Annotated in this window: 25 protein-coding genes and 2 pseudogenes; 20 read left to right on the top strand and 7 right to left on the bottom strand. The window is 35.6% G+C overall.

Features of this window, described 5'->3' with window-relative positions; all coding sequences use genetic code 11:
• Positions 1–669: 669 nt before the first annotated feature.
• From speB to J7E52_RS26115, 4 genes are all read left to right on the top strand, one after another.
• Positions 670–1,611, top strand: coding sequence for an agmatinase (gene speB, locus J7E52_RS26100; RefSeq protein WP_214751385.1), 942 nt, complete (start codon positions 670–672; stop codon positions 1,609–1,611).
• 53 nt (positions 1,612–1,664) lie between these two features.
• Entirely contained in the window at positions 1,665–3,038 is a 1,374-nt protein-coding gene (locus J7E52_RS26105; RefSeq protein ID WP_214751387.1) for an APC family permease, read from the top strand.
• Positions 3,039–3,074: 36 nt separating this feature from the next.
• On the top strand, positions 3,075–4,718 hold the full coding sequence (locus J7E52_RS26110; RefSeq protein WP_214751389.1) for an amidohydrolase: 1,644 nt from the start codon (positions 3,075–3,077) through the stop codon (positions 4,716–4,718).
• Between the two features lie 103 nt (positions 4,719–4,821).
• Entirely contained in the window at positions 4,822–5,400 is a 579-nt protein-coding gene (locus tag J7E52_RS26115; protein WP_214751391.1) for a TetR/AcrR family transcriptional regulator, read from the top strand.
• A gap of 472 nt (positions 5,401–5,872) precedes the next feature.
• Here J7E52_RS26115 and J7E52_RS26120 read toward each other — a convergent pair whose 3' ends face one another.
• From J7E52_RS26120 to J7E52_RS26140, 5 genes are all read right to left on the bottom strand, one after another.
• Positions 5,873–6,403, bottom strand: coding sequence for a PadR family transcriptional regulator (locus J7E52_RS26120; RefSeq protein WP_214751393.1), 531 nt, complete (start codon positions 6,401–6,403; stop codon positions 5,873–5,875).
• Positions 6,404–6,449: 46 nt separating this feature from the next.
• A complete protein-coding gene (locus J7E52_RS26125) occupies positions 6,450–7,631 on the bottom strand; it encodes a YhgE/Pip domain-containing protein (protein ID WP_214751395.1) in 1,182 nt (393 codons plus the stop codon).
• A gap of 205 nt (positions 7,632–7,836) precedes the next feature.
• Positions 7,837–9,045, bottom strand: coding sequence for an MFS transporter (locus tag J7E52_RS26130; protein WP_214751397.1), 1,209 nt, complete (start codon positions 9,043–9,045; stop codon positions 7,837–7,839).
• A gap of 17 nt (positions 9,046–9,062) precedes the next feature.
• Positions 9,063–9,944 carry a LysR family transcriptional regulator gene (locus J7E52_RS26135; RefSeq protein ID WP_214751398.1) on the bottom strand — a complete coding sequence of 294 codons (882 nt, stop codon included), beginning with the start codon at positions 9,942–9,944 and terminating at the stop codon, positions 9,063–9,065.
• A 277-nt stretch (positions 9,945–10,221) separates the two neighbouring features.
• A complete protein-coding gene (locus tag J7E52_RS26140; RefSeq protein ID WP_214751400.1) occupies positions 10,222–11,133 on the bottom strand; it encodes a LysR family transcriptional regulator in 912 nt (303 codons plus the stop codon).
• A 131-nt stretch (positions 11,134–11,264) separates the two neighbouring features.
• On the opposite strand from J7E52_RS26140, the gene J7E52_RS26145 reads away from it, so the two are divergent.
• The 3 genes from J7E52_RS26145 (at position 11,265) to J7E52_RS26155 (ending at position 12,704) form a co-directional block, all read left to right on the top strand.
• Positions 11,265–11,843, top strand: a complete 579-nt coding sequence (locus tag J7E52_RS26145) for a LysE family translocator (RefSeq protein WP_214751403.1) — start codon at positions 11,265–11,267, stop codon at positions 11,841–11,843.
• A gap of 131 nt (positions 11,844–11,974) precedes the next feature.
• Entirely contained in the window at positions 11,975–12,415 is a 441-nt protein-coding gene (locus J7E52_RS26150; RefSeq protein WP_214751405.1) for a cell wall hydrolase, read from the top strand.
• A 97-nt stretch (positions 12,416–12,512) separates the two neighbouring features.
• The gene (locus J7E52_RS26155; RefSeq protein ID WP_309476946.1) at positions 12,513–12,704 is read left to right on the top strand and encodes a hypothetical protein; all 192 of its coding nucleotides are present in this window, start codon (positions 12,513–12,515) and stop codon (positions 12,702–12,704) included.
• Between the two features lie 143 nt (positions 12,705–12,847).
• On the opposite strand, the gene J7E52_RS26160 is transcribed toward J7E52_RS26155, so the two are convergent.
• A complete protein-coding gene (locus J7E52_RS26160; RefSeq protein ID WP_214751411.1) occupies positions 12,848–13,210 on the bottom strand; it encodes a hypothetical protein in 363 nt (120 codons plus the stop codon).
• A 451-nt stretch (positions 13,211–13,661) separates the two neighbouring features.
• Here J7E52_RS26160 and J7E52_RS26165 point away from each other — a divergent pair, with 451 nt between their 5' ends.
• Positions 13,662–14,753: a GerAB/ArcD/ProY family transporter gene (locus J7E52_RS26165; RefSeq protein WP_214751414.1), complete on the top strand. Its 1,092-nt coding sequence runs from the start codon at positions 13,662–13,664 to the stop codon at positions 14,751–14,753.
• A 312-nt stretch (positions 14,754–15,065) separates the two neighbouring features.
• Here the strand turns inward: J7E52_RS26165 and J7E52_RS26170 are convergent, their stop codons facing one another.
• Positions 15,066–15,887 carry an STAS domain-containing protein gene (locus J7E52_RS26170; protein ID WP_214751416.1) on the bottom strand — a complete coding sequence of 274 codons (822 nt, stop codon included), beginning with the start codon at positions 15,885–15,887 and terminating at the stop codon, positions 15,066–15,068.
• A gap of 806 nt (positions 15,888–16,693) precedes the next feature.
• Here J7E52_RS26170 and J7E52_RS26175 point away from each other — a divergent pair.
• The 12 genes and pseudogenes from J7E52_RS26175 (at position 16,694) to J7E52_RS26230 (ending at position 25,896) form a co-directional block, all read left to right on the top strand.
• Positions 16,694–17,449: pseudogene (locus tag J7E52_RS26175) on the top strand (GTP cyclohydrolase II).
• A pseudogene (gene ribD, locus J7E52_RS26180) lies at positions 17,442–17,780 on the top strand (bifunctional diaminohydroxyphosphoribosylaminopyrimidine deaminase/5-amino-6-(5-phosphoribosylamino)uracil reductase RibD); the annotation flags it as partial. The pseudogenes J7E52_RS26175 and ribD, both read left to right, overlap by 8 nt.
• A 58-nt stretch (positions 17,781–17,838) precedes the next feature.
• A complete protein-coding gene (locus J7E52_RS26185; RefSeq protein WP_214751419.1) occupies positions 17,839–18,093 on the top strand; it encodes a hypothetical protein in 255 nt (84 codons plus the stop codon).
• A 210-nt stretch (positions 18,094–18,303) separates the two neighbouring features.
• The gene (locus J7E52_RS26190) at positions 18,304–19,893 is read left to right on the top strand and encodes a bifunctional metallophosphatase/5'-nucleotidase (protein ID WP_214751422.1); all 1,590 of its coding nucleotides are present in this window, start codon (positions 18,304–18,306) and stop codon (positions 19,891–19,893) included.
• Positions 19,894–20,189: 296 nt separating this feature from the next.
• Complete coding sequence (locus J7E52_RS26195; protein ID WP_214751424.1) at positions 20,190–20,699, top strand: DinB family protein; 510 nt, start codon at positions 20,190–20,192, stop codon at positions 20,697–20,699.
• Between the two features lie 539 nt (positions 20,700–21,238).
• A complete protein-coding gene (locus J7E52_RS26200; protein ID WP_214751426.1) occupies positions 21,239–21,421 on the top strand; it encodes a hypothetical protein in 183 nt (60 codons plus the stop codon).
• Positions 21,422–21,667: 246 nt separating this feature from the next.
• Positions 21,668–22,294 (top strand): YesK family protein, encoded by a 627-nt coding sequence (locus tag J7E52_RS26205; protein WP_286198096.1) that lies wholly within the window; start codon positions 21,668–21,670, stop codon positions 22,292–22,294.
• A gap of 130 nt (positions 22,295–22,424) precedes the next feature.
• Entirely contained in the window at positions 22,425–22,640 is a 216-nt protein-coding gene (locus J7E52_RS26210; RefSeq protein ID WP_214751431.1) for a hypothetical protein, read from the top strand.
• A 240-nt stretch (positions 22,641–22,880) separates the two neighbouring features.
• Positions 22,881–23,030, top strand: coding sequence for a hypothetical protein (locus J7E52_RS26215; protein WP_172827351.1), 150 nt, complete (start codon positions 22,881–22,883; stop codon positions 23,028–23,030).
• 250 nt (positions 23,031–23,280) lie between these two features.
• Positions 23,281–23,505, top strand: coding sequence for a hypothetical protein (locus J7E52_RS26220; protein WP_214751434.1), 225 nt, complete (start codon positions 23,281–23,283; stop codon positions 23,503–23,505).
• 422 nt (positions 23,506–23,927) lie between these two features.
• Positions 23,928–24,755, top strand: coding sequence for a metallophosphoesterase (locus tag J7E52_RS26225; protein WP_396020324.1), 828 nt, complete (start codon positions 23,928–23,930; stop codon positions 24,753–24,755).
• Positions 24,756–25,359: 604 nt separating this feature from the next.
• Positions 25,360–25,896 (top strand): class I SAM-dependent methyltransferase, encoded by a 537-nt coding sequence (locus J7E52_RS26230; protein WP_309476948.1) that lies wholly within the window; start codon positions 25,360–25,362, stop codon positions 25,894–25,896.
• Positions 25,897–26,073: the final 177 nt, after the last annotated feature.

Below are 26,073 nucleotides of genomic sequence, written 5' to 3' on the forward strand. Positions count from 1 at the left end.
GGTTCACTTTTCCTTATAGAATACATGCTATTAGAAAGGGTGCAATTCTTTAATAAGGTATGCTTTCCTACTAATGGTGCTTTATTTCAATTAGGGAGCTGCTTTTACATCTCTGAGTTTGTAGACAAAAGGGGGTACGGAATTGTCTCATCCCGAACCAATAAGACTTGGTTATCCTTCATGTTTTTTTACTTTTTTATATGGATGAAACTCTCATTGGATTGAAGAAATTTGCGACACTCCTGCCGAATACCTGTCTAGCCGAGACACCGCAGGCGCTTGCGTCGAGGAGGCTTGGCAGACAGTCGGCGGAAAGGGAGCGGATTTCTGAAATCAACTGGAACGTTTTTTAAAGAAAAAGGCTGTTGGCAAATGCTTTCTTCGAGTTTGTCTACTGTCTGGGAGCTGCTTTGGCAGCTCTTTTTTCCATGAGCTAAAGGGGAAGGTTTGATCAAAAGGTGGATTTATTAGATAATAAAAAATAGTTTGACTTTTTTTACAACTATGTTTATATTTGGTTTAATACTAACTACCGTTAGTTAATAAAAGTGCAAAAAGTAGGTGTTAGAAATAAAAAGTAATCTACTGAATTATCAGTTGTAAGCGATTACACTGTGTTTGCAAAATTCGTATGAAATGATTTTTATTTAAAACCAGGAGATGATACTTATGAAATATCCACTTACACCAGATGTAAAGCCAGAGTTTTGTACAACAGGAACTTTTATGCGTTTACCTTCTCAAAAGCATGATGCAAAGCTGGCCATTGTGGGCATGCCTTTTGATACAGCAGCTTCTTTTCGGGTGGGAGCCAGGTTTGCTCCTCAAGCCATTCGCCAAGCATCCATGACCCTGTTTCCTTATCATCCTATTCATAAGGTATATCCTTTTGAACAAATGAATGCCATTGATATTGGTGATATCCCTGTTATTCCTCATAATATTCATCGAAGTTATGATCTAATGAAGGAATCCATGTATGAATTGATGTCCAAAGGAGTCATACCTATTGGATTAGGGGGAGATCATTCTGTCACTTTAGCTAGTTTACGCGCTGCGGCAAAGGTATATGGCCCTGTAGCCATGATTCATTTTGATTCCCATACAGATACTTGGGATACATATTATGAGGAAAAATATTGGCATGGATCTCCATTTATTCGTGCACATGAAGAGGGTTTGCTGCAGGCAGATAAAGTATTTCAAGTAGGAATCCGAGGTACGCTAAACCACTCTGGAGATTTAGAGGCAAGCCTTGATTTAGGTTATCGTTTGATTACAACTGGTGACCTTTCCAATCGTGGATTTGAAGATGTTTTGAAAGAGATTAGAAAAACTATTGGTAACACACCTTGTTTCTTGACGTTCGATATAGATTTCGTTGATCCTTCTTTTGCTCCAGGAACAGGTACGCCTGAAGCAGGTGGTTTTAGCAGCTATGAAACATTAAAAATGATACGTTCCCTGACTGACTTTAACTTTATAGGATACGATGTGGTTGAAGTGCTGCCACCATATGATCCAAGTCAAATCACTTCACTTTTAGCAGCAACACTTGTACATGAATTTGCCAGTCTTGCAGCATTAAGTACGAAAGAAGATAATAAATAATCACTTTAATTAAAAGCAGTCATTACATTTAATAAAGGAGGTAGCTCTTTGCGATGAAAGGATTACCCGAGCTTAAGCGTTCACTAAATACAAGATATGTTATTGTATTTGGACTTTCCTTTATGGCGCCTGTGACAGTCTTTAGCACATATGGTATCGCCATTGATCGTACCCATGGAATGATTCCGACAGCATACATAATTGCTTTAATTGTCATGCTATTTACTTCATATAGTTACGCAAGAATGGTTCAAGTTTATCCCACTACCGGTTCAGCTTATACCTTTGTGCAGAAGGGAATCAATTCACACCTTGGTTTTCTGGTAGGATGGGTCATTTTATTGGATTATCTTTTCAGTCCTATGATCAGTGCTTTACTTTTTGGGATTATGGTGAATGCTTACTTCCCTGGCATTCCTATCATCGTAGTTATTATTTCTTTTATTATAGGTGTGACTACCATTAATATTTTTGGGATTAAAGTTGCTGCGAATGTGAATACCTTTTTGGTGATATTTCAAATTCTTTTTATTATTATCTTCAGCCTGCTTTGTATAAATGGACTTTTAGCAGGAAAGGGTACCGGAGAGTTGTTTTCCAAGGATCCTTTTTTTAGTCCTGAAGTAAATTTTAATAATCTGCTCTCGATTGTACCTCTATTATGTTTTAGTTTTCTAGGGTTTGATGCGGTTACTACACTAGCTGAAGAAACCAAAAATCCAAAAAAGACACTTCCTAAAGCTATTTATGCTACGACATTGATTGGAGGGTTACTATTTGTTGCATCTACCTATTTTACACAATCCATTTTCCCGAATTTTAATGCTTTTAAAAACCCTGATACAGCGATAGTGGATATCATGATTTATACTGGAGGTAATTTACTGAATAGTTTGTTTATTTTGGTGGTAGTGACATCTGCTACTGCTTCTGCTATTGCTTCAGGAGGAAGTGGAGCCAGGATTTTATATGCAATGGGGAGAGATAATGTTCTGCCTAAGAGGATTTTCGGATATGTTTCTCCAAAATTCCAAACGCCCATATTCAATATCTTGATCATTGCTTGTGTTGCTATGAGTGCTGTATTTTTGGATATCGCAACAGCTACTTCTTTCATTAACTTTGGAGCCCTGTTTGCTTTTGCATTCGTTAATCTTTCTGTGCTTATTCATTATTTTGTGAGACAGAAGCAGAGGTCGCCTAAGGGTATCGTTTTAAATTTACTTCTTCCATCAATAGGCACCGGTATAACTATATTGTTTATGACAAAGTTAGATATCCATTCATTAGTATTAGGAATTACTTGGATGGTTGTAGGGTTCATTTACTTATTGTACTTAACAAAAATGTTTAAGGAACATCCACCTGAACTGAATTTTGAAGAGCAAAGAGAAGAATTCGATGTAAAGTTAGTGCAACGATCATAACGGTTTTATTATTTTATATGAAAAGAGGTAACTCCTATGGCTATTAAAAAAGCAGATATTGTTCTTTCCAGTGATGCTATTTTTACAGGGCTTACACATGAGCCGATGTCTGGTGCAATTGCTATCTTAGGTAACAAAATCATGAGTGTAGGATCAAAAGCGGAGATCGAACCTTTTATAGGAAGTGAGACAAAAGTATTTAACTATGGAAATCAATTAATCATGCCTGGGTTTCATGATTTTCATCTCCACATCATGTTTAGTGCACTAAGTTTAAATAGTGTTAATTTATTTGAAGCCAGGTCAGCTCAAGAAGTAGCTGCAAAAGTACTGGAATTTTCTAAAGATTGTTCTGAGGAAGAATGGATTATAGGTATGCAATGGGACGCAGGTTATTGGCATGATAAACAAGAGCCCCATTATAAAATACTCGACGCTGTTATTCCAGATCTTCCTGTTGTTCTTTTTCATGCTGAAGGTCATTATACATGGGTGAACAGTAAAGCCATGGATTTAGCGGGAGTTACTGAGGATATATGTGATCCGGATTTTGGCCGTTATGAAAGAGATAAAGATGGTTTACTTACTGGAATTTTATATGAAGAAGCCCAGCAAATAGTCTTAAAAGAGGCATTACGGTTAACACAAAATAAAAAAGAAACGATTTTAAGAAAGTTTTTACGATTGTTATCCCAATTTGGAATAACTTCTGTAAACGATTTGTTTGCTCCAATAGATGACTTCATTCAAGACTATGAACTTTTTGAAAGATTGGATAAGCAGGGAGAATTAACGACTAGATTTCATATCACTCCTGAATTAGATGGCAATTTGGATAAAGCCCAAATGCTGAGAAATAAATATGAATCAAAGAAACTTCAATTTTCAGGATTAAAGCAATTTGTTGATGGAACAGTCACAGGTCATACCGCTTACTTCCTGAAACCTTACGCCGATCAAGTGGATATCTGCGGTCATCCAGCTCTAGATCCAGAACTATTGATTGATCGAGTTGTTAAAGCGGATGAACTTGGATTTAGAATCCGGTTTCACGCTATTGGAGATGGAGCAATTCGTTTAGCTTTAGACGCTTTTGAAGAAGCAGTACGTATAAATGGAAAAAGAGACTCAAGGCATACAATCGAGCATATTGAAGTAATCGATTCGGATGACATTGAACGTTTTTCAAAACTAGGGGTCATTGCCTCGATGCAGCCTGACCACATGGCTGCTTCATCAAGAGAGGTATATTCTTCAATTATAGGTCCTGAAAGGGAAAAAAATGTTTTCCTGACGAAGTCGCTTTTAAATTCAGGTGCATCTTTAGCATTAGGAACAGATTTTCCGGTTTCCATCTCATTAAATCCTATGCGACAAATATATACTGCAATTACAAGAGTTGATAGCAGCGGAGATTCAAAAAACACATGGCATCCTGAACAAAAGCTCACTTTGGCAGAGGCCTTGCAAGCATATACATCCGGCTCAGCCTATGGATGTTTTAGAGAGGACGAGCTAGGTATAATAGAAGAGGGAAAACTTGCTGATCTTGTGGTTTTAGACAGAAATCTTTTCGATATTCCAGTAAATGAAGTGCTCAAAACTAAAGTGGAACTTACAATAAACGATGGGGAAGTTGTGTATAAAAGCGAAGAAACTTCTTTATCGAGCGTATTCTGATTCTCCTATATTTTAGATGTTCTAATGTATCAAATCTTTAGTTTAAAAAGGGAAATGAGTTTATAATGATATTAACTAACGTTAGATAGTTTGGGGGCTCATTATGACAAAAAATGAAATTAAAAACATTTCCTTAACACTTTTTACTAAGTACGGATATGAGGGAACTGCTTTATCGGAAATTGCCAAGAGGGTAGGTATACAAAAACCTTCAATCTATAACCATTTCAAAAATAAGGATGACCTTTTCTTGACTCTGTTTGAAGAAATTCTGGAAGAGCATATACACCAGGTCGAACAATTTGTCGAAGAAATAAATACACTCTCTTCTGAAGAAAAGTTAAAGCATATCCTTCTCGATACTTGTAACTATTATAAAAACCATGAAGATAAAGCAACTTTTTTAAAGAGGGCAATGATTTTTCCGCCGGAGCATTTGAAGCACATATTAAATGATAAATTCCTTAGATCTGAAGAATCATTTTCCGCCATCTTACATGCTATCTTTGTCGAAGGAATTGACAAAAAAGAAATACGCCAAGGGAAAATAGAGAACTTAATCATGTCCTATTTCTGTTTGATTGATGGAATATTCATGGAATTTTCTTATTACGGAATAGAGAATATGGAACCAAGAATACAGAATATATGGGAAAATTTTTGGTATGGACTAAGTGGATGATAAATAAACGTTAAAAACTATCAAATAGATATAGGTTACTTGCTCATTCCGAGCAAGATTGTCTACAGTTTTTAAGGGTTTGTTTCAATAAATGTCGTTGATTTCCACTCCAGGCACTCGCTTTCCGCGGGCGGTCCGGGAGCCTCCTCGGCGCCAATACGCCTGCGGGTTCTCCCTTGGACACGTTTCTCCCGCAGGAGTCTCGTACCTAACGTTCCAATCAACTTTGTTTTAAAATTTATAGAAATCCTTTTATCTACAACCTGGTTACTTGCTCATTCCGAGCAAGTTTTTTTATTTGAAATATAAAAATAAAAGTTATGTGAATATAAGTTTTCACATAGCTCTACAAATAACATGTTAATTTTGGTTATTCGATTGGGATAATTTCGCTGCATTCTTTGTAGTACCGCCATCTACACGTAAATCTTGCTTTTAATCTGAAGCTTGAAACTCCTTCCAAAAAGTAAACTTACAATTCCTTTGAATTGATCCTTTTAATTAACTCCTCAAACCAATATATTGTGTGATCTGTTCTGGTCGAAAAATAGCCATCCAAAAATTCACGAATATTCTCGTTGTCTTTAGGTTCTGGCTCGAAATTCCCAAGCTGCTCCCAAAAAGCCTTGATGGACTTTACTTTTTTTTCTAATATATCTACTACTTTATCTCGATCTACATACTTGATGTTGGCTAGACCAACAATCATTTCCTTAATTTCATCTGCATTTTCAAATAATTTATAGATTTTTTTGGGTAGTTCCTCACGACCCTTAGCCGTAATCGCAAATACTTGTTTATCAGGCCGATGTTCTTCCTTTATCACTTCAACTGGCTCGACTAAACCTTGTTTTACCAATGATTCAAAATGGTAGTACAGTTTACTTTCAGTTAACCCGCCTAGGCGATCCAATGGAATGGGTTCTGAAAGCTGCTTTTTTAATTTATAAGGATAGTTTTTATCCTCCATCAGCTTGCTCAATATAAAAATTTGGATGGACATTTTCTACGCTCCCTTAAGAAGTATTATATCCTTATTGTAGCAAAACTTAAGCCGTGATTTCAGCCGCTTTCTTTTCAACTTCTGTTTCAGAAACCTGTCCTGGCAATGGTTTTTGAAGAAACGCGACAATAGCCATATTAATTACCATCGCAACGGCACCAACCGCAGCCATTGACCAAAGATACGGACTTGGACTGATGCTGCCATATAGGTTTGCAAAGTACGCTTGCACCGAGTAATACATCGGGGAAATGTGGCTCATCCATTCATATGGTAAATGCATCATATCACGTGAGATAGTGGAACCGTTTGCTATTGTTTGCATTAATAAAATCGGTAAGTTTAAAATCATGCCGCCTTCACCCAATAAGAAGATTAAAATTGCAGTGAAATTAAAACATACCATATAGTTTAGTATTTGTTGACCAACTATACCGAAGAATAGGTCACCGCTTGGCTTGTCAATTAAATACGCTACACCTACAGCGATGAGTGATGATATAACTGCAATTAATAATGCTGTTAATTGCACATACATGAATAACCGTGTTTTACTTGCTTTTCCCCGGCTTGCTCTAAATGCACCTACTATTTGCATCGCTCCGATCATCGCCCCAACATAACCGGCCATTGTCAAGAACATAGGCAGCATATTATGATTCATGCCATCTGGTATTTCGTTAATTGTAACTACATTTCCTGCATAGGAGTTCTCTATCTTTTTCGCTAATTCAGCGGCTTGCTTTTCTGGTACATTAAAGTTCATCAATACGCCTTGAGCCGTTTGTTGTGAAAATTGTGTGCTTAACTGATTGTTAATTTCGGTTACGACAGAATTCATGGTAGAAGAAACGGCTGTTGCCCCTGCCTCATTGATTGTAAAGTCAATGCTTGAAGAAGATTCACCTTTTTGCATATTCTCAGAGAAGGTTTTCGGGATGTATACGACTAATGCTAAGTCATTTTTCTCTAAATCTTTTAAGGCTTGTTTATTGGTTATATCCGTCTCGATTTCTTTAAAGGGTAAATTTTCTTGTAACTGTTCGGCAATCTTCGCACCAATTTCCCCAGCATCATCATTGATGATGGCGATCGGTAATTTATCGACATTTCCAGGAATGGCTGTATACCCAGGCAAGAAGATGCCTAGCATGGCAACTGCATAGAAAATCCCCATAAAGATTGCCGCAGTTGCACCTCTTGTTTTTAAGAATGCAGTAAATTTCATATGTTGAATCCATCCTTTTGATTTAATTTCAATATATTACTACACTCAAAGTACTCAAGTTAGAGTAGTTTGAATGAAGTACTTAGAATTTTATTTTATTTTTTTCAAAAAGTCAATTGAATATTTTTATGAATATAAAAAAACCCCAAAAAAGCAGGACGTCAAATCTCCTTTTTGGGGTTTTACATAAGCATTTGTACAATATTTATTGTATATTAAACAACTTTATTGTTCGTGAAGAAATCATTCCTAAACGAATTGAAATCAAGAGGGATATTGTAGAAAGAACAGCAATCATGATGACAATGCCAATCCACCCAAAATTACTATAAAATGTACCACTTGCCGTTCCTACAATACTTCCCCCAAAATAATAGGAAAATAAATATAATGAGGCTGCTTGAGCTTTATTTTGAGCGGCCAATCTGCCAACCCAGCTGCTGGCTATAGAATGGCTGGCGAAAAAACCGAAAGTAAAGATTGCTATTCCGAACATTTTTATCCATAGATTGAGGTTCAATGTGATGCATACCCCAAATATTAAAATAATGATGGATAACAGTAACATCCTGATTTTACCATATTGATCTGCAAACATTCCCATCCACGTAGAACTGAATGTACCGACAATATATACGATGAAGATAAATCCGACCAAGGTTTGACTAAGTGAATAGGGTGGGTTAATGAGCTGAAACCCAATGTAGTTATATAAAGAAACAAAGCCAGCCGACAATAAAAAACCAATCAGAAAAAGATGGATGAGACCGGGTGTTTTAAAATGGCTAAACAGGCCAATCCCAAATTGTTTTAATTTAAAGGTTTGCACTTTAAAATTGGCTGATTGAGGGAGGAGTGACCAAAAAATAAAGGTCGCAGCCAAACTAACGATTCCAATCCCGGTTAATGCGGTGCGCCAACCAAAATAATCAGTCAATATCCCACTAATAATCCGCCCTGCCATTCCTCCAAATGAATTTCCGCTTATATATAAACCGATGGCCATTCCTAAACTTTTAGGGTCGATTTCTTCACCTAAATATGCCATTGCCACCGCTGGAAGCCCTGCCAACGTTATGCCCAGTAATACTCTGCAAGTAATCAGTAAATCGAGATTCGGCATAAGCCCTGTTAATACGGCAAGCAAGGATGATGCTACCAAAGATATGGTCATAACTCGCTTCCGCCCATAAATTTCTGATAATGTGCCAGCGATCAATAGGCTAATAGCCAATGCAATCGTTGTGGAGGTTTGACTCAAACTTGAAACCGCCGGTGATATTTGAAATTCCTTTGCGATTTCAGGAAGGAGGGGCTGTGTTCCCCAAAGGATGGCAAAGGTACAGAATCCACCTGCAAATAAAGCAAGGTTTACCTTTTTGAATTCTTTTGTTCCGCGCTTCATGTAAGTCATTTTTTAAGCCTGCCCCTTTAAGTGTTTTTGAAAAAGCGGTTTATATACTGAATGAATCTCTTGGCAACAGGCGACAGGTAGGATTCCTGTAACCAGGCCATTCCGATTTCCCTTTTGCAGACTGGATTATTGACACGTATAAGCTTCACTTTGCTTCTGTCCAAAACATGTAATTCAGGTATTAAAGAAACGCCTAATTTTGCACCGACTAACCCGGATACCGTCCCAATATCATCGCCTTCAAACACAACATCCGGCGAAAAGCCGGCTTTTTTGCATAAATCATCAATAATGGTCTGAAGTACATTATCATTTTTAAAAGAGATGAATGGTTCATCTTTAACCATATTTAAGTCAATAGCATTCCAAGATGCTAAGTGATGATCGAAGGATACTGCCAAAAATAACTCTTCGGTTAAGAGTGCCTGACAGTTCACCTCTTTATCCTCATGTAGCAGTGAGGTAAGAGCCAGATCGACCTTTCTTGATTTTAATTGCTCTATAATTTGCCGATTCGAGGCTTGAGTTAATTGAAACTTGATATTCGGATGCATTTTTTGAAATGAACTTATTATGTCAGGAACCACATGTATCCCAAGAGAGGGCAAAAAGGACAAGGAAATCGTGCCATGATCTGGATGGATTTCATCCCATATTTCCTGTTTTCCAATTTCAATTTGTTTAATTGATTGCTCCACACGGTTTAAGAACATCTTTCCATATCGATTCAAATATATATTCCTGCCTTTTCTATCAAAAAGCTGTACACCTAATTCGTCTTCAAGCTTTGAAATGGACCGACTAAGCGCAGGCTGGGAAATGGATAATTGTTCTGCTGCACGAGTAATATGTTGGACACTCGCAACCTTTTGAAAATAATTGATTTGATGCCAATCCATTAAATTACCTCACTTGTTTTTTTATTTCACTTTAATATTATGCTCATTCACCCATAACATCTAATTGTTAATATGCATGAAAACGATACCTAAAAGGTATTAATTTTAATGATTCGAAATATTGAAGAGAAGGTTTGCCTTTTTTTGTCCAAAAAACCCCCTTCAAATAGACTATCAAGAACATAAAGTTCTCTTTTTTACTGTCTATTTAAAGGGGGAGTGTTTATTCACTTGGATTCCTTAGGCACTTCTCTGACTGGCATATATGACCATGATTTTATTTAATTGATACACTCATTTTCTCAGTGTTACTAAACGAGTTTAATACAACTTCAACAAAAGCCTCCACGGCTGGAGACTGCCATTTTTTCTCTTTTATCAGCATATAGGAATAAATGGGATCGAGATTTTCAGAATGACTAAGGATTTTAAGCTTGCCGCTCTCAACTTCTTCCTTTACTGTAATATAAGGCAAAACAGAAAAACCGAGTCCGCTCATGACAATCTGTTTAATTGCTTCTATACTCCATAACTCCATGGTTTGAAAGTTATCCATTTCATGCTTTAGTAGATATCTTTCAAACATGGTCCGATAACTGCAGCCTTCTTCATTTGTGATGAAAAATTGGTTGGTGTTGGTCCCGATATTTTTATACTCATCTAAATGATCAGGACCATCAGGACTGCTCACAAGAACGATTCTCTCCTCAATCAATGAATAATGAATGCACTTTTCCGGGTTTATTTCCGGATAGACCATTAAAGCGACATCAACCCGCCCACTTATTAAGTCGGTTTGGTTTTGGCCACATGGACCGTTGGTCAATATGATTTTTACATTTGGATATTTCAAGGAAAAATCCCTTATGATTGGACCCAACCTGGAGATTGTTAAAGACTCTGGTGCAGCCACTTTTAAAACACCTTTAACTTCATTGGTGCAACGCAGGTTCTTGATCTGTTCGTGAGTGGAAAGTAAATCTTCCGCTAATGGGATTAAGTCCCTGCCTAGAGTAGTAAGCTGCAAATTTCTATTTGCATAAGTGAAAATTTCCCCGCCAATCTCATGTTCGAGCGCCTGAATATGTGAAGTAATCGTCGATTGAGTATAACCCAACTTCGAAGCGGCCCTTGTATAACTTCCTATTTCCACGATAGTCTGAAACGTTTTAAGGTGTCTAATTTCCATATCGTTCTCCTTAAGTTGGATGATGTATCGAAAAAAATGATAATGAATTTTTGAATTTCAATTTTATTTATAGTTATAGTCATCTTACAATAAAGACTGTTCGTTAGGAAATAGTAAATGAAGGTGAGATTATGAGTATAATAGCGTTTCTTTCGTATGTGATGATTACATCGATTACGCCTGGTCCAAGTAACATCTTATTGATGAATGAAGCAAGGAGGTTCGGCTTTTTTGGTTCATGGAGGTTCACTAGCGGCATCTTGGCAGGATTTGCAGTATTAGGGATCATGAGCGGAGTATTTACAACAAGCCTCTACAATTGGATTCCTATCGTAGAGCCATATTTTAAAATAGCCGGTGCCGCATATCTTCTTTACTTAGCTTGGCAGATTGGTATGCCCAAAGGTTCAAAAAAGGAATCCAGAGATGTGCAGTCTTCTTTTTTATCAGGTTTCATTCTTCAAATTATCAATGTCAAAAGCATTTTGTTCTATCTAACCGTGTTGAGTGCGTTTATTTTACCGTTTAACGAGTCGCTTAAATTTGTAGCCATCTATTTAGCTTTGACTATTTTTCTGGGATGGATGGCATTGCTTCTGTGGTCAGGATTCGGCTCGCTGTTCAAAGATTTTTTCGCTAAACATGACAAGTCATTTCGATTAATTATGTGTTTGTTATTGATTTACTCTGCCGGTACTATTTTTCTGTGATTACTAAAAAAGTAGCTGTCTTTAAGTTATCTTACTTAAAAACCGTAAGCTTAAAAAAATAAGCAATCTTATTTTATGAACAATGACATTAATGCAGGCTTTTTTTCATACGATATTTTTGGGGTGAAAAAATGGCAAGAGTAAGTTACCGGAGCTCAGACGTCGACTTAATGGCAAGGATGATGAGAGCAGAAGCCGAAGGTGAAGGATTACAAGGAATGCTATACGTTGGGAATGTAATTGTTAATCGTCTTAAAGCAAATTGTATAGACTTTAAAGATTTAAGAACAATTTCACAAGTCATTTTTCAAGTGCAAGGAGGAAATTATTCTTTTGAAGCTGTTCAAAAAGGTAATGTATTTTATCAAAGAGCAAGATCTGCTGAAAAAAGATTAGCAAAACAGAATTTGGATTATTGGAGAGAACACCCAGGGAAATATGCTCTTTGGTATTTTAATCCATATGCCCCGTGCCCGCCAACATGGTACGATCAACCTTTTGCTGGTCAATATAAAAATCATTGTTATTATGAACCTAAACCAGGAACATGTGAAAGTGTTTATACCGGTTAGGCTGTCTATACTTTTCAAGGAGCTGGTCAGCAGCTCCTTTTTTTATGCATCAAACGAGCACTTCAACAAGGAATAGTGGAATTTATGGTGTGAATTGGTGTTTGGGGGATTTTTAGTAATCTTTTTTGTTTATTTAATTATTGGGTTATTCATTCTTTATATAGTTATTGAAACAGCAGTAAGAAAAGGAATTAACAGTTCTATTATTGGTCAATTTCTTGAAAATGAGTATGGAGTTAAAGAAGATAAAAAGCCTTATCTTGATTATGATTTAGATAATGATAAATAAAGCGATTATTAAAATAAGGGAGGTTGCTGCGGCAACCTTTTTTAGTGGAAATGGAAAATTCACTATGAACTTTTTTTAAAAACAAATTCAACAAGACAACAATGCTCTTCCTCTATCAGGCGCCAGTTTGTGGAACAGCACACCTATTCAGCGTCTTTCCGAGGTCGACGAAATTCTCCGTAGTAGACCTTCCGCTTTTCTGGTTCTGATTCAATATTTTCGATGAAAGCCGTTTTGGCTTCCTCCAGTAACATGCCCTTTAAATTCCGAAGCTTTATTGGTCCCACTCCTGGCAATTTATCAGATATATGCACTTCGAAATCCCTCTGCCGTTTATAAAAGCGAATGCTGCCAAGCCCCATTCTTTCGACTTCCCCCAAGGTATATACGAATTCAAATCGTTGCTGAATGAATGCAGATAACTCAGGCAGCCCTAAACCTTCATAGAGGGGAGGGAATTCATGATGAACTGGAGGTTCTTTGAATGATATTGAAGTAATCTTCAAATGGATACTCCTCCTTTGGTAAAGACAGACATACATTGCCTATATTATTGTGCTATGGGCCAGTTTTTTAATCAACCTTATGGTGAGCGTGCTTTCCGTAACCATGAACAGTGCAGATTTTTATTAGGTAAGCATCAACACTGCAGGGCATTGTACTTAAATTGACGGTACTTCGGATAGTAAAGAGTTGTGCTGTATAACCTTTGTACAACAATAGGGGAGATTCTGCCTTTTAAAGAGAGATATTGAATCCTTCAAAATGAGGAAGCATACCTAAGTTTTTTAGATTTTAGAAGAGAAGGTAGAATTCAGGGCAGTCGTGAGATTGTGATTAGTTTATTGAGGGAGGTTTGAACTGTACTTAACGTTTGTATCCTTTTTGAATAAATTACTCCTGTAAAAGCCAGATTATTAACATAGGGAATATGAGTGATAAAAATGAGGGTCCTGTATGAACCAAGCTGGTGTTAATGAAAAGTATAAGGTATCGCCATTTTATGTGTTTTTTTTATTGCATGCCATGCAAACAGGATTAGGCGTGTTGAACTTTCAAAGAGATTTAGCTAAGGCTACGGGAACGGATGGCTGGATATCCATACTCCTAGCCGGAATGATCGTTCATATATTAATTTGGGTCATATATAAGATTTTTAGCATTGTTCCCGGTGATATCATTTCTGCTAATAATCATGCATTGGGTAAATGGATAGGGAATTTCTTCAGTCTCTTATTCATTATTTATTTTTTTGTCCTTGGAATGACGATCATTATCGGCTATATAAATGTCATTCATGTTTGGATGTTTGAAGAGATACCTTCTTGGGCATTTGCTTTGGTTTTCCTGATCCTGATTTATTATATATGTACGGGAGGTTTCCGAACCATTACGGGTATCGCCTTTTTAACCGTAATCGTTTCATACTGGCTTTTAATTGTACCTTTATATGGCTTTAAATACGCTGATTTCACCAGTTTTCTTCCTATTTTCGATCATACTTTAAGCGAAATAATGAAAGGTACCAGAAGTACTTCATTATCAATGCTTGGTTTTGAAATGATCCTGATGTTTTATCCGTTCATCAAAAATCCTGAAACATCAAAAAAGTATGCTCATGGAGGAGCCTTGGCCACTACGTTATTGATGATATTACTTTATTTTGTTTCGACAGTCTTTTATTCACAGAAACAGTTGGTCCTTACCCTATGGCCAACACTCTCATTGACCAGTGTCATTGAATTCCCCTTTATTCAACGTTTCGAATACATAACTGTCTCTTGGTGGGCCATCGTCATCATTCCCAACATGGTTATTCCTTTGTGGGCTGCCAGCAGGGGTGTCAATCGCTTATTCAACGTCCAGCAAAAGTATCCCTTATGGGTAATGTCAATAATCATACTAATCGTCAATATATTCTTTTTCGATGTCGATTCCTTATTTGTATTAAATAAAATAATCAATCCATACAGCGTGGGCTTCATTGTTTTATACTTGCCTCTTCTTTTGGCTTTAATAAGCATAAAAAACGGGAGGAAACGTTTATGACAAATTATCATTTATATAAATATATTAATCAGACTGCAGACAAACTCGAAGAAAAGAGAGTTTGCCTGCAGTCTTTACAATTCTAGTCTGTGACTCGCATAAATTAAGAAATAGCGGTAACTCTTTTTTAAGCAGGATTGTTGAGAATTGTCCTTAACAAAACGAATTGCTTGGTGTTGAATAAAATACCTAACTATATTTTATATACCAAGATGTAATTGTTGGGCAGAAAACAAGTATTTAGACAGTTGGTCAGAAATTGAATAAGAAAAAAGAGTCCGCAAAGCGACACTCCTCTAAGATTCTCCGTGTTTAACTTATTAAGTATTTATTCAACGCTTGTTGTAAAGTTCCTAATGTTTGTGCTTTTTCATTTAATCTCATTCCTAAGCGTATCATATTTCTAACCACTTCAGATCTTAACCCTGTAATCACAGTGGTACATCCCATTAATGAAGTGCCGTCTATTATCTTCATTAAATGATCAATTACTTCAGTCTCCATTTCCATAATTCCAGATAAATCCATAATCAATGTTTGAATACGTAATTTTCCAATCTCCATTAAAACTTTTTCCTCGATAATATTCGTTCGGTAAATATCAACCGCACCAATTAAAGGCAAAATACATATAGTAGGTGTTATTGGTATTATAGGCACCGAAAGATTTTCAACCAATTCTCTTTGAGCCAATATCAATGAATCTTTGTATTGAGAATATATGATAAAAAAAGTATTCAAAAACTTGTCTACTTGATTATTTATTTGTTTTTCTACCGAAAAAAATTCTTCAGTTATAACCTTATTCATTACTTCGTTATATTCTTGCAGGAACATCCACAAGGTTCTTCGAATGGCTTGCACCCACTCTAATTTAAAAGATAATGGTATTTCGTGTGTCGCCCAAGCTATACCTTCTTGTTTAGCAAATGATAGAAGTTCTTGTTCTTTACCCTCAATAATGTATTGAACCAGCTGATGGGCATTATTTATCAGGTCAATATTACCGACCGTTAAAATTTCTTCAATTTTATCTTTCACATTATATGCTTCGTTTAATAATGAACCTTCAAAATGCTCATTATTTTCTATGATGAATTCCAATAATTTATATGTATCTAGTGACCCCTTCATAATTTAATCCCCCTTTTTTATATACCAAAAACACAATTACCCTGTTATTTTAATTACTAAACCCGTTTACACTATAAACTTCTAATTTAAAGGGAAAATGGATGATATTTATGTTAATTAATCTTGTTAAGATTTCTACTTAAACTAATGGGTGCGTTAGTTGAGATCAGGGGCTGCCATTTGGTGGCCTTTTTCTTAGGGGCAGGTTTGTTGAAGGAGGATTGAAACTTTAATAATTTAGGAATCGTATAAAAGAGAGTAATACGGGTAGGATACGATAACTTATAAGGGATGATAAATAATGGAAACTTGTAGCAAATGCGGCAACGAACTTACGAAAGCCTATATTTCTGGAATTCAAGGAGAATTTCAGATAAATAAAAAACCAAGAGGTTTCTTCACGGATAGTCCGATTTACAGCAAAGTATCTCCTTATGTTTGTTCTAAATGTGGGTATTTAGAGTTCTATGTAGAACAACCTGACAAATTCAAATAATGAAAGGGATTTCTACTTCTTGTAAAAGACTCAAGGTTGCTGCGGCAACCTTTTTATATGGCTCTAACGGGGCAGGTAGAATTAGTATGCCAAATAGAAGTTGATAAAAGCTGTAACCAATAAATACTATTATGTAGACGAAAATGAACATCGGAAAGCAATTAATGAACAATGTCCACTTAGCGAGAAATGGAAGTTTTATCCTTCGCGAATTTTCGATTTATTAATAAGGTAGATCATTCATTGGACAAACTTAGATTAGGGGTTTCAAAAAGATAAGCAAATTTTATAAGAGAAAAGAGGTTTCCAAATGACACAAATGAAATTTGACAGCAAAGCTGTCTCTATATTAGAAGATAAAATTCAGTTAATTAAAACGGATAAGGGTGCTATCTACTTGGTAGGTCCTATTAAGCTACCCGTTAACCTATATGATGAAACCGTCGTTTTTCAATGGTATTGTTGGTTGAATTGTGATGAGGTTACAGAGGACTATGAAAGAATAATAAATAAACTATCTTCCATTAATTTAGCAGAGTTTCAACAATCGAGTGTCTTGGCATATGGCGATTTCGGATACTCAGATGATGCTGTTATAAGATTTCATTCTATTTGTCATACGGGTGATATATTTGGAAGTAAGCGATGTGATTGTGGGTATCAACTAGAGCAATCAATGAAACTGATTGTGGAGCATGGCAATGGAGCCTTATTTTATTTAGCAAACCACGAAGGTCGAGGAATCGGGTTATTTAGTAAAGCAATGGCCTATATCTTACAGGAAAATGGTTACGATACTGTTGAAGCTAATCATGCTCTTGGCTTTGTAGATGATTCTTGAAACTATTCAGATGCTATTCAAGTACTAAAAGCACTTCGATCAAAACCAGTTACTTTGATGACGAATAATCCTAAAAAGTTAGAAGCATTAAAAAATGCTGGGCTTACAGTCTCAGAAAGAAAACCATTGTGGGGAGATATTTCCGAATATAACGAGAAATATTTAAAAACTAAAATAAACAAGTCTGGTCACCTAGAGGAGGAAGGGACTTGCTGCAATGACTAGCCATGAATTTTATATGGACTTAGCTTTACAAAATGCACAGGCAATGAAAGGCCAGACAGATCCCAATCCATTGGTTGGCTCTGTTATTGTAAATGATAACCGAATTGTAGGGGTTGGTACCCACTTAAAGGCAGGAGAACCTCATGCTGAAATTCACGCTCTTCGTATGGCGGGAGATAAAGCTAAAGGCGGAACTATTTACGTTACTCTCGAGCCTTGTTCCCATCACGGTAGAACAGGTCCTTGTGCAGTAGCGATTGTAGAGGCAGGCATTAAGAAGGTGGTGATTGCTACTCTTGATCCAAACCCAGTGGTTTCAGGAAATGGAGTAGGGTAATTCACAATTTGTATAGAACTTGTAGAGTGTATGTACATTTGAAGGAGGTGAGGTGGCGGCTATCATAAGGAAAATTCTCAGTTTATTGTTTTTGTTTGTATTGTTTCTTAGTTTAGTTGCTTGTAACCAGGATGCGGTCAATCAAAATAGTGAGGAGGTCAATGTAGAAGAGGCAGAAAAATTATTTAAAGATTATAGTACAGAGCTATATACAATTAAAGATTTATCCAATCCTCCAACTTTTGATGAAATCGCAGAAAATATTAAAGTATATTTAACAATGAAAGAAAAATTGGAGCCTTTTTAAATAAAACTGTATTTTATTTCCAATTAAGTCAGTCAAAATCTTAACAAATTTCTAAATGTTAAGCCGTATGAGTATTTTTAAAAAGATATGCATGTACTGGGTTAATTTAATAATTATTATATAAAATATAACAAAAAATCACGGTCCCTTTATACGGATATAAAATTCCAGAGTTATTCTTAATTTACATCTAGAGGGAGGGATCGGAAGTTGTTAAAATTTCAGGCCATAACTTCTTTGTTCATCTTGGTATTTATCATCATTTTCGTAACTTATAAAATCACAGCATTCTCATCCAATCATTCCACAACGAATCAATCCACATCCAACCGTTACATTCAACTACAATTGTTAGGCGTTAATGATTTTCACGGCCAACTAAACAAATATCAAATGGTTTCAGGAACCATGGCAGGGGGTGCTGAATATCTGGCTGCCTATTTAAAAAAATATAAACAAGAAAACCCAAATACACTACTTGTTCATGCTGGTGATATGGTAGGAGGAAGTCCTCCAATCTCTTCTCAATTTCAAGACGAACCCACGATTGAATTTTTAAACCTCCTGCACTTTGATGTCGGGACACCTGGAAATCATGAATTGGACCAAGGCGTAAATGAAATGAAACGGCTTATTCATGGAGGATTCAATAAAAAAACAGGTTATTTTCAAGGTGCCAATACTTCTTACATTTCTGCAAATATCATCGACAGAAAGTCAGGTACTCCCTTGTTACCACCGTATGTTATTAAACAAATTGACGGAATTAATATTGGATTTATCGGTGTGGTCACAAAAGAGACCAACATGTATGTGTCCCCTGAAAATCGAAAAGAAGTAGAAATTACGGATGAAGTTTCAGGTATTAACCGAACCGTTAAGCTTTTAAAGCAAAAAGGAATCAAAGTGATTGTTATACTGGCACATGATTCAGCTAAATCAGATAAGGCAGGAGCAAATTCCAGTGGAGCTTTAGTGGAGATGGCTCCAAAAATCGATGATGAGGTCGATGTCATTTTTGCGGGTCACAGCCATGAATATGCCAATACCGTTGTAGCAGGTAAACTGATCGTTCAAGCTTATTCTAATGGGAAAGCCTTTTCTCAAGTAAATCTTAAAATTGACCCACATACTAAAATTATTGTTAAGAAACAAGCAAAGATTGTTGTCACTTCACATCATCATATAAAACCGGATAAAGAAACGGTTGCTCTTCTAAATAAATATAGAAAAAGGTTGGGGAGCTATTTTAATCAGGTAATAGGAGAAATGCCTGAAGAAATCACACGAAATCAAGATGCAAACGGTGAATCCCCATTAGCGAAAATGATTGCAGAATCTGAGCGGGAAGCCATGGGGGTAGATATAGCTTTTGTCCATCAAGGCGAAATGCGGAAAAGTTTTAAAAAAGGGGATATCACTGTAGAAGACCTTTATACAGACTTGCCTATGGGTCATAGTGTCAGTAAGTTAATCTTAACAGGAGAACAGATAAAACTTGCTTTAGAACAGCAGTGGACGAAAGATTATGAAAATAGGTTGCAAACGGTTGGTTTAACGTATGATTGGGACCCCAAAGCTCCAATTGGCAGCCGCATTGTTGCGCTGAAAGACATGAAGGGTCAAGAGATTCAGCCAAACAACGAATATGAAGTAGCGGTTAGTAATTATTTAGCTTCAGGCGGTGATAACTTCACTGCATTTGAACAAGGTAGACTCGTAGAATCCGGTCCACAAGTTGTCACTGCACTTATACGCTATATCCAACAGAAGTATCCTGCCTATTCACTGAAAAAATGAAGGGGAAAGGGGAAACATAACGGGTGCATTAGCTGAAGATCATAATAAGGGAGGTTGCTGAGGCAGCCTTTTTCTTATGGCACTAACGGGGCAGGTTAGTGGAATAAAAAGTGAATTATTCCATTATTATCTGTAGTATGTTAACTGCATAAATCAGTTGTACAGAGATAATAAAGTTGTTTAATTTGCAATTATTTTGCGGTAATGAAATTAAATATCAAATAAAGGAAATACCTTCTTGACAGTCGAATATTAGCCTAGAACCATAATTAACTATTCCGATGAGGAGGATTCTTGTGCGTCCACGACCATTATCTATTGAAAATCCAGAGTATGATAGGTATGTAAGTCTTGTGCCAGATGGAGATATTGAAGAAATACTTAGTAAGCAACGAACTAAAACCATTACCTTCTTGAGCAGCATATCAGAGGAGTCAGCAAGGAAGGCGTACGCACCAGGGAAATGGACTTTAAAAGAAGTGATTGGGCATATGGCCGACGTGGAACGTGTGATGTCGTATCGAATGCTTGCCATTGCACGAAATGAAAGTGCACCACTCCCAGCAATGGATCAGGATCAATACGTTTCTGCGGCAAACTTCAACAAATTATCCTGGGAGCAGCTACTAGCTGGTTTAGACACGGTACGCTCCAACACGTTAAGTCTTATTTCAACCATTGATGATGCAGCGTGGGATCGTAATGGAACTGTAATGAACAGGCCAGTTTCGATAGGTACCTTTGCATATGGCATTGTCGGGCACGAGTTACACCATTTGAAAGTGATTAGCGATAAATACTTATAAGTCTTTTTCTATTAATGAAAAAACCTAATTTCTCATTTAATGCTGAGAAATTAGGTTTTTTTATATTGAAACTTCCTTAACGTTGTAAATCCGCATTTTCCTGACGCACCTCCTTATAGAACTAACGGGTGCTTTAGCTGAAGATTGGAGCTGTCTTTAAGGCAGCTCTTTTTCTTATGGAACTAAAGGGTAGGATAGTTCAAGAAATATAGTGTATTCGAACTGTGCGGTAAACATTAATACTCCTTAAGAATAGTAATAAAATAAATGAATGTGGTATCCTATTAATTAGTAATATTATCCAAATGAGAAGCGTGTAAAAGAGAATGAACGACGACCAATGCCCTAAATGTTACTCAAACAATATTAAGAAAGGAGCTCTTGGAACCGGGTTTAAATTTGTTCAGATGTTTTCCATGATAATTTAAGGAATAAACCTTCCAAGATTATTGCTTACTATTGTTCAGATTGTGGCTACATACTTAGTTCTTATTTGAAAAACCCATCTAACATGGGTAACTAGAGAGTGGAGGCCCGTTATGGGTGAATTATTATCGTTAGCATTAGATTTTTTATTCGTTGCATCAATGTCATTGCATAATAGTACGAAACATATGGACAAACACATTGAAATTCTAAAAGAATACGATTGGTTTACGGCTTTGTATTACAATCCTAAATACACTAGGCTTTTTAATCACAACAAATTAGAGGTTACTTAGGACAACGTTATTCAATTAATAGAATGATCAAGAAAAAGAAACCGAGTGAAACGCTCATTATTATTCTTGATAAACAAGCAAAAAAACAAATCGTGTGATTGTGTATTCGCGTCTCTACCGCACAAAAATTCCTTGAAAATTTGACTGGAATTCCTTAACAACCATTTATACAAACATATCCTTATATAAATAATAACCAAGGGAGAGATAAGTATTTTTTTATACGTTTATGAAGCAGGAATTATACTGGGAATTATTATGTGTGGACTCACCTATCTATTTTTGAGAAAGATAGAGGACAGAACTCAATTCTTACTTCTATTCTCACTAGGCATTTTGATTTTAGTGTTTTCACTTTTTGTGATTGGTGGGTTCGAGGGGATGCCGTATGGTGTATTGAGCCTTGGTGTATTGACACTGGCGGTTCTATATTTTTTCTTAAATAGGTATTCCTTAGGAAGGAAAATTCTCTTTATTGGGGTTCCATTAATCATTGCTCTTCATATATTATTCGTATTTATCAATCAAGTTGACTACAGGGTAGTGGATAAAGAAAGACTGATGGATGATGAAACCGGGAATTATATTGAAAAAATCGAGAAAGATACATCGATTGTCGGTTACAAAAAGTTTAAAGGAGGTGAAGGGGAGGACTTTTTATTAATATCAATGGGTGGTGAAAGAAAGGGAAATACCATTGAAGTGTTGGAAGTGAACGAAGATAGTGAAAAGACTATCATCCGCATTCGGACATCTTATAATAAAAACCCTGAGCCAAATCCGTATATAGCTGTAGCACTTACTCGTATAAAATCAAAGGTAGTCATTTTGGATACTGATGGAACAAATTATGGAGATGGTTTATTTGATTAAACCTTTATAATTTGTTCATACTTGGATAGTTCCTTTTTCTTATGGAACTATCGGGGCAGGTTAGGTGAATAAGGTAATATTTGGATTAAGATAGATGTAAGTAGAAAAGTTAATAACAAGGGGTGATTTTTTGGAGAAAAATATTGGGGAAGTAGATTTTTTTAAACAAGTAGTAAAAAGACTTTGCAAAAAAAACAATATTTCCCCTCAGAAACCTAAATTTGAAATCATCGAGAACGTAATGGTTATTAGCATTAAGAACCATTTAAAAGATGGAGTAGACTTAGATTGTTTTAAAATTTTAAACCTTATTTACCGAACAATTGGACCTTTAGAAGAGAGCTGAACAAACAAGAAATAGAATTATTGAGGCTTATGCAGAGTGTCAAGGCATTTTATTTTGATTATAGCAATGAAATGAATACCATTTGGCGATGAATTATTTTACTAAGTTTTTAATGTTTTTACTGATATATGCAAAGTTAGTAGTACACTAATAAAGTAATAAGGTTTACTTCAGTAAAATAAGGTATATTATATTTGTTGAATAGATTCTCTTTAAAGACAAGAAAAGTAGGTGAACAAAGTGGGAAAATATCAATTGGATTACAAAGGTCAGGTAGCTGTGACAAAGTTTCATGAAAAACAGACGCCTGCCAAATTTGATAAAAAGAAGCAACTTGAAAAAATACGTGCGGAGTATTTGAAAAAGAAGCAAAAACAAACAGATAAATAATATGAATGAAAACATAGGAAGACTAAAATCTCCCTATGTTTTTCTTATTCGAAGTTCTTTTTTCAATTGATGATAGTGTTTATTATTCCCATAAAGATTCGGTGACAAAAAACTCGTCATCGGATATCCAATCCTCACTAAAAATTTCAGTAGCAGAATCAATTTTGATGCTTTAATTATAACTAAAGAAGCTTTCTCAGAAGCTGATAAAGATCAGTTTGTTGAGTATTTCAATAAGGTAAAGTATCCCGTGTTTTTTTATGAAGCTAAAGGAATAAGTGATGATGCATTTTTAGAAAAAGGAGTTACTTTAGACAGTTCTAAAATTAATAGCTCAGCCTTTATTAGAGGTTATTTAAATAAGGAAAAAGAAAGAATCAAATGGGTGTTGCATTTACCAGATAATAAAAATATATCTGATAAAGATTACACATTTATACAATTATGTGAAATAGTCGAAGAGAGTAAAAGATAAAATTGGATAGGTTTCTAAAAACAACCTTTTTTATTTTGTGAAGAAATGTACTTAAACTAACGGGGCAGCATAGTCCCATTAGGAATACCTAAATATTAGATCTAACGAGGAACTTATTTTAAGGAGGAAAACATGAGCTTGGAGCATGATTTTTACCTTATTTACTAAGACAACTGATAGGATTATCAACAAGCAGAGGATTTGACCCATGATACCTTTGTAAAAGCGTATTTATATCATAAATCATTTAATCAGTATTTCAGTAAAAAAATCTTCAACGGGAGGCTTGATAGTCCTGAAGCACAATCAACAAATTAATCACTCGGATGTCTGGTTCTTACGACGCGTTTTAACTTCCTTTATTTTCATTTTACTTTCTTTTTCTTAATCCCTATACTGATTTATAGGGAGGAGGAAATAGTTTGATTTTTTTATTCTTTATGTTGATAATTCTCGTTTATTTTATATATAGGGCGAATAAAAATACACATGAGGCAATCGTTAACACTGTAGCTCCCGTTTCTGCAAATGTGACTACCCCCAACTGTTCTAATCTACGCGTTCTTCAATTATCAGATTTGCATTTAGAAAACTTATCGATCTCTCCAGAAAAACTATATAATCAATTAAAGAAAGAGAATTTTGATTTGATTGCTTTAACAGGCGACTATTTAGATCGAACGAAAAGTATTCCTAAAATAATTCCTTATCTAGAAGTAATACAACAATTTAATCCAAAATATGGCATATATGCAGTCTTCGGAAATCATGATTATATTTTAAGAGAGGACAGTTTTGGACGTTTAAAGGAATTATTTGAACAATATGATATCAAAACAATGCAAAATCAGAATGATACGATTATTGTGGAAGGAAACTTAATTTATATTATCGGAATTGATGATTACCATACAAAAAGGAGCAACTTAAGCTTAGCATATAATGGCTTGATAGAAAAAGGTTATCGACTTGTTTTAACTCATGATCCCAACCTTGTTCTACAAATGGAAAAGTTCCACTTTGATTATCTACTTGCTGGACATTTTCATGGCGGTCAAATTTGTTGGCCGAAACCGTACCACTTAAGAAAGTTCGGGAAACTTGTTCGTCTCAACTTAATTAAGGGGCTTATTCATTACCAAGGGAAACTTTTCTATATAAATGAGGGACTTGGACAAACCTTGTTTAATATTCGTATAGGGAGCAGACCGGAAATTACTATTCATGAACTAACAATTCCTAATCTTTAAAACAAGTACAGAGGAAATTTTAGTTTGAATCTAAAAGAAAAACAATTAAAATTTCCCTTAGTGTTTTTTCGGAAATTCCTTCACCTTCACCTCTTTGAGGTGAAGGTCTTATTATATTTTCCACTATTGCTTGGAATAGATATATACATGTTGCCCAAAATTTGAAAAGGTTATTATTTTAGATTATGTTATTAGTCTAAAAAAATAGAAAGCTCAATTTGGAACATAATAAGCAATAATCACCTAGATATTGGTCAACTAAAGCCAAGGTTAAGACTATTCGGAATTATATTCCGGTATGAAGCGTCTACAAGTATACATATTAGAAATGCTTTACAAGCATCTATCAAAAGAACGGGTGAAATTGGGCAAGTTTCAAAAATCATCGTTAGTACTCATTTTTATTATCAGGAATTCTGTAGATATTCCACCATTATAGAAGGAAAGCCATTTTTACATTTGGCTTTTTTGCATAATTTCGAATGAAGAAAGGAAATTTAATTAAGAAATCTTAGCGAAAGTTGGTGAAGGGCATATTTTAACTGAATTTTTCCCGCAATTATATCATAACTTAGTACGTCCTAAGTGGTTTACAGAGAAGTATATACATCTTCATTTACAAGAGGAATTTGAATTTAGTGATAAAACTGTCTTAGATTTCGGTTCAGGTACAGGGGTAAACTGCACTTTATTTTCTTCTGAAGGTTATATGGGTGTAGAGCCTGACCAAAAAAGAGTTATGTATTCGAAAAAGCTATATTCAAATTATGAATTCAAAGTTTTAGAAGAATATTCTCTGCCAGTTGAAAATGAAAGTATTGATTATATTCTCATTATTTCCGTGTTACATCACATCTCTTGTGCTGACATAAAAACCTATACGGAAGAATTTAAGCGAGTATTAAAACCAAATGGGAGAGTCATTGCAATTGAGCCTTGCATGTACCAACATAAACCTTTTTGTAACTTCTTTATGAACTGGTTAGATCAAGGACGTTTTATCAGAGATGAGAAAGGATATATAGATATTTTTCATAAGAACGGTTATAAATGCGATGTTTTAAAGCGTTTTAGAAAATGTTTTGTATACAACGAACTATTTTTCTCGGCCTGCATAAAAGAAGCTGTTCCATCGCCATAAACTAAGGTTAAATTGGTTTCTCCATAACCCCCAAAAGTTATTCTTTTTGTAGAAATATACTGGAAGGGACTCTTTACTCAGGAACTTCGAAACACCTTCTTCATCTTCTTTTTAAGAATTAACTAAAGAAGTAAATGTCTGCTAGACCCCCTATAGGGGGGCATCAGAAAAATATGG

This window comes from Bacillus sp. ISL-34, assembly GCF_018613325.1.
In the GTDB taxonomy this organism is placed as follows: domain Bacteria; phylum Bacillota; class Bacilli; order Bacillales; family DSM-1321; genus Peribacillus.